Below are 5,084 nucleotides of genomic sequence, written 5' to 3'. Positions count from 1 at the left end.
ACGGATCGCTTGATCACGGGGATGGCTTGATCACAGGGATCGCGGAAGGTCACGGATCGGCTACCAAGAGTAGGTTTGCCGTCGCCGTGGGGCCTGTCAAACGGAGGCCCGCCCTCACCGGGGCCGCCCTCGCCGGGGCTGCCCGGCGAGGGGCGGGTGCGGCGCCCGCTCGGCCGCCGGTGACTTCCTCCCCGGCGCGGTCGCTCTCGTCGCCGCTGGTCACCGGCGGGCGTTCAGGCGACGTTCACGGAAAACCACCGGATTCGGTGGTGGACCAAACGCCATGCCGGGTACACCAGTTGACGGCCGCTTCCGTGCGGCGGCGCTCCCGTCGACACCGCCGCGCGTGATTCCCCAGCGGTCGGACCATCTGCGGGCGAGGGCTGCCCGTGCGGAAGGCGTGGAGGCGTCCGTGAGTGACGACCGGCTCGGCGACAGGATCCCCAACTCCCCACGAGAGAACGTCCAGGACGAACGGACCGTCACGTTCCTGCGGTTCGGCGTCGGCGCGATCGGCATCCTGCTGCCGCCGGCGCTGCCGCTCGGGAACTGGCTGGCGGACGAGGTCATGGGGCGCGCCACGGACGGGTTCTGGCCCGTCTCGATGAGTGCCTCGTACTACACGGGCACGCGGAACGTCCTCGTCGGGGCGCTGTGCGCGCTCGGGGTGTTCCTGATCTGCTACCGCTTCGCCCCGCGGGACGACCGGTGGAGCACGGCGGCCGGCGTGTTCGCGCTCGGGGTCGCGCTGTGCCCGACGACGCCCGCGGACCCGACCGAACTCCAGCACGTCATCGGGGTGTTCCACATCGCCTTCGCCTCACTGCTGTTCGTGATGCTGGCGCTGTTCTGCCTCTACTCCTTCCGCAATCCGCGCTCCGCGCAGCCGGCCCGGGTCGGCACCGCCTACCTGGCGGCCGGCGTGCTGATCCTGCTCGCGCTGCTGGCGGCCGTGGTCACCGGGCTGTCCGGGATCGGCGCCAACTGGCCGGTGCGGCCGCTGTACCTGTGCGAGTGGGTGGCGACCTGGGCCTTCGGCGCGGCCTGGATCGGGGCGGCGGTGGAGCTGGCGGCCGGGCGCGGCGGGCCGGCCGGCAGCGGCGTGCTCCCCCGTCAGTCCGGGGTCCGGCCGCGCAGTCCGGAGACCCAAGTCTGAGGGATGATCATCTGGTCGTACCGGATGACCGTTACCATGCGCACCACGGGCCGCCACGGTGGCGGCCCGTGACGGATGCCCAGCGACAAACGGGAGGGCGAGCATGGCGAACGAGGTCCGGGCCCAGAGGGAACCACAGCAGGAGCCGCAGGAGGACCACCCCTCGGTGGACCTGCGGATGGACGTACCGCACTCCGCGCGCGTCTACGACTACCTCATCGGCGGCAAGACCAACTTCGAGGCGGACCGGACCGCCGCGCACGCCTCGGTGCAGGCCTGGCCGTCACTGCCGATCTCGATGCGCACCACCCGCGACTTCATGCAGCGCTCGGTGCGCCACCTCGCCGAGCGGTACGGGGTGCGGCAGTTCCTGGACATCGGCACCGGCATCCCCACCTCCCCCAACGTGCACGAGATCGCCCAGTCGATCGCCCCCGAGGCCCGGGTCGCGTACGTGGACAACGACCCGATCGTGCTGACCCACGCCCGGGCCCTGATGGACAGCACGCCCCAGGGCCGCACCTGCTACGTGGACGCCGACTTCCGCGACCCGGAGTCGATCATCGGCAACCCCCGGCTGCGCGAGGTTCTCGACCTCTCCCAGCCGGTGGCGCTGTCGCTGATCGCGATCGTGCACTTCGTGCTGGACGAGGACGACCCGCAGGGCATCGTGCGCCGCTTCATGGACGCGCTGGCGCCCGGCAGCTTCCTCGTCCTGACCGTGTTCACCGGCGACACCGACCCGGTCGGGGTGGGCGGCGTCGGCCGCGAGTACAACGCGCGCGGCATCCCTCTCCAGATCCGCGACAAGGCCGAGACCGAGGCCTTCTTCGACGGCTACGAGCTGCTCGACCCCGGCGTCACCCTCGTCCACCACTGGCGGCCGGACGCCGACGCCGCGCCGATCCGCGACCGGGACATCGCGATGTACGCGGGCGTGGCGATCAAGCGGTGACCCGTTCCTGAGGTGATCCGCTCCTGAGGTGATCCGTTCCTGACGGGGCGACCGGGCCTGGTCAGCCGGGGACGGCGACCAGGCCCGCCTCGTAGGCGAGGATGACCAGCTGCACCCGGTCGCGGGCGTCCAGCTTGGCGAGCAGCCGGGTCATGTAGGTCTTGACGGTGGCGACGCTGAGGACCAGTTCGGCGGCGATCTCGGTGTTGGACAGGCCGCGGCCGACCAGGGTGAGGATCTCCCGCTCCCGGCCGGTGATCGCCTCCAGGCGCTTGGCCGCCGGAGCGGGCGGGACGGACGCCGCGGGCGGAGTGGGCGGCGCGAACTGGGGCGCGTGCCCGACGAACGCGCCGATCAGCCGGCGGGTCACGCCGGGCGCGATCAGGGCGTCCCCGGCGGCGACCACCCGGACGGCGGCGAGGATGTCGTCCAGCGCCATGTCCTTGACCAGGAAGCCGGACGCCCCGGCGCGCAGCGCCGCGTACACGTGGGCGTCCTCGTCGAAGGTGGTGAGCACGACCACCTTGGTCGGCCCGCCGGCGGCGGTCACCAGCCCGGTCGCCTCGATGCCGTCCATACCGGGCATCCGGATGTCCATCACCACGACGTCCGGCCGCAGTTCGGCGGCCAGCCGGACGGCCTCGGCGCCGTCGCCGGCCTCGCCGACCACCTCGACGTCGGTCGTCTCCGTGATCACCATCTCCAGCGCGGCCCGCACCAGCGGCTGGTCGTCGGCCAGGACGACGCGGATCACGCGGTCACCTCCGTGGGAACGGGCAGCCGGGCCGCGACCCGGAAGCCGCCGTCCGGGCGCGGCCCGGCCTCGAACTCGCCGTGCAGCAGGGCGACCCGCTCGCGCAGCCCGGCCAGTCCGAAGCCGCTGCCGGGCGCCGTGCCGTGGCCCCGGCCCCGGTCGGTGACCTCCACGGTCAGCTCCCCCGCGGTCCGGTGGACGGTCACCCGGCAGTCCCGGACCTGCGCGTGCCGGACCACGTTGGTGACCGACTCCTGGATGATCCGGAAGGCCGACAGGTCGATCTCCGGCGGCAGTGGCCCCGGAGTCCCCTCGCGCCGCACCACCACCCGTACGCCCGCCGCCGTGGTCGTCTCGGCCAGCCGGTCGAGGTCGCCCAGACCCTGCGGGGCGGTCGCCGAGGGCTCCCCCTCGGCCTCGCGCAGCACGACCAGCATCCGGCGCAGCGCGGCGAGCGTCTCCCGCCCGGCGGACTCGATCTCGCCGAGCGCCTGCTTGGCCCGCTCCGGCCGGCGGTCGATCACCCGGCGGGCGGCGCCGGCCTGGAGGGCGACGATGCCGATGCTGTGCGCGACGGTGTCGTGCATCTCGCGGGCGATCCGCAGCCGTTCGGCGGTGACCGCCTCGGCGGCGGCCCGACTGCTGAGCGTCTCGGCGTGCTCCCGGTTCTGCCGGACGGAGCGCCCGGCGAGCCAGGCGACCAGGGCGAGCAGCGCCGCGCCGTCGGCCGAGCCGATGTGGGTGCCGGTGAAGATGCCGACGGTGTCGCCGTGCACCAGGCCGATGTGCAGCACCAGGAAGGCCATCACCAGGGCGAAGGCACCACGTGAGCTGCGGCGCGGGCGGGCGGCGGTGATCAGGAACAGCGCGACGTCCACGGCCAGCAGCGAGCCCGGCGGGACCTGGGCGTTCCCGCTCCAGCCGTCGGTCTCCGTCCAGGTGGCGACCAGCAGCAGGGCGACCGAGAGCACCGGCAGCCGCCGGACCAGCGCGGCGCCGAGGAAGGCCACCGCCGTGTCGGCCAGGGTGAAGGCCAGGCCGCCGTGCACGGCGGCGCCGTGGTGCAGGGCGGCACCCTGGTGGCGCTGCGCGGTGGCGCCGAGCAGGACGGCGGGGTAGGCGGCGGCCACGCACCAGGCGAGGGCGACCCAGGCCTCGGGCGGGACGCGCCTGAACAGCGGGGGCGGTGGCGTCGCGGGCATGGTTCGAGATCGTAACGACAGGGGTGGGCTCCGTCATCCGACCCAGGTTGTACGACCGCGGCTGACCTGCGGTGTCGACACCGGTCCGATGTGCGCGGGCGGGCCTTCCCGGCACCGTGGTGCCCATGATCGAAGTCATCGAACTGACCAAGCGTTACGGCCGTCGGACCGTCGTCGACCGGCTCGGCTTCACCGTCCGCCCCGGCCACGTCACCGGCTTCCTCGGCCCCAACGGCGCGGGCAAGTCCACCACCCTGCGGCTGATCCTCGGCCTGGACGCCCCGACCGGCGGCACCGCCACCGTCGACGGCCGCCCCTTCCGCGACCGGCCGCGCGGACTGCGGCACGTCGGCGCCCTGCTGGACGCGGGCGACGTGCACGGCGGGCGCACCGGGGCCGCGCACCTGCGGGCGCTGGCGCTCAGCAACGCGATCCCGGCCGCCCGGGTCGAGGAGGTGCTGCACGAGGTCGGGCTGACCGAGGCCGCCGGGCGGCGCGTCGGCGGCTACTCGCTCGGCATGAAACAGCGCCTCGGCATCGCCGGCGCTCTGCTCGGCGACCCGCCCGTCCTGCTCTTCGACGAGCCGCTCAACGGCCTCGACCCGGAGGGCGTGCTCTGGGTGAGGCGGCTGTTCCGCCGACTCGCCGACCAGGGGCGGACGGTGTTCGTCTCCAGCCACATGATGGCCGAGATGGAGCACACCGCCGACCGGCTGGTGGTGATCGGGCGCGGACGGCTGATCGCCGACGAGAGCCTCGCCGAGTTCGCCGCCCGGGCCGGCCGAGCCTCCGTCACCGTCCGCGCCGCCGAATCCGACCGGCTGGCGGCCGTCCTGACCGCGGCCGGCGCCACCGTGTGCCCCGGCCCGGACGGCGCCCTGGAGGTGACCGGCCTGGACGCCGGACGGATCGGCCAACTCGCCCTGGAGGAAAGGCTGTTGCTGTACGCGCTGACCGAGCGCGGCGCCTCCCTGGAGGAGGCCTTCATGGAACTGACCGCCGACAGTGTCGAATACC

At 73.7% G+C, this 5,084-nt stretch carries 5 protein-coding genes; 3 read left to right on the top strand and 2 right to left on the bottom strand.

Translation table 11 applies throughout. The features are described from left to right. Positions 1–412: 412 nt before the first annotated feature. Positions 413–1,156, top strand: a complete 744-nt coding sequence (locus tag J0670_RS29700; RefSeq protein ID WP_207814789.1) for a hypothetical protein — start codon at positions 413–415, stop codon at positions 1,154–1,156. 103 nt (positions 1,157–1,259) lie between these two features. Beyond that, positions 1,260–2,111 carry an SAM-dependent methyltransferase gene (locus J0670_RS29695; RefSeq protein WP_207814788.1) on the top strand — a complete coding sequence of 284 codons (852 nt, stop codon included), beginning with the start codon at positions 1,260–1,262 and terminating at the stop codon, positions 2,109–2,111. 61 nt (positions 2,112–2,172) lie between these two features. Here J0670_RS29695 and J0670_RS29690 read toward each other — a convergent pair whose 3' ends face one another. Further along, entirely contained in the window at positions 2,173–2,811 is a 639-nt protein-coding gene (locus J0670_RS29690; protein WP_207814790.1) for a response regulator transcription factor, read from the bottom strand. 50 nt (positions 2,812–2,861) lie between these two features. Then, complete coding sequence (locus tag J0670_RS29685) at positions 2,862–4,067, bottom strand: sensor histidine kinase (RefSeq protein WP_207814787.1); 1,206 nt, start codon at positions 4,065–4,067, stop codon at positions 2,862–2,864. Between the two features lie 125 nt (positions 4,068–4,192). Here J0670_RS29685 and J0670_RS29680 point away from each other — a divergent pair. Beyond that, positions 4,193–5,084 (top strand): ATP-binding cassette domain-containing protein (locus J0670_RS29680; protein ID WP_207814786.1); only part of this gene is annotated, 892 nt, incomplete at its 3' end.

Origin of the sequence: Streptomyces sp. FH025 (assembly GCF_017427025.1) — a bacterium.
In the GTDB taxonomy this organism is placed as follows: domain Bacteria; phylum Actinomycetota; class Actinomycetes; order Streptomycetales; family Streptomycetaceae; genus Kitasatospora.
This window is presented reverse-complemented; position numbering and strand designations above follow the sequence as displayed.

Excerpts from the sequence above, each read along its gene's own strand:
- J0670_RS29695 (WP_207814788.1), top strand. The coding sequence starts at position 1,260 with ATGGCGAACGAGGTCCGGGCCCAGAGGGAACCACAGCAGGAGCCGCAG.
- J0670_RS29690 (WP_207814790.1), bottom strand. The coding sequence starts at position 2,811 with ATGGTGATCACGGAGACGACCGACGTCGAGGTGGTCGGCGAGGCCGGC.
- J0670_RS29685 (WP_207814787.1), bottom strand. The coding sequence starts at position 4,067 with ATGCCCGCGACGCCACCGCCCCCGCTGTTCAGGCGCGTCCCGCCCGAG.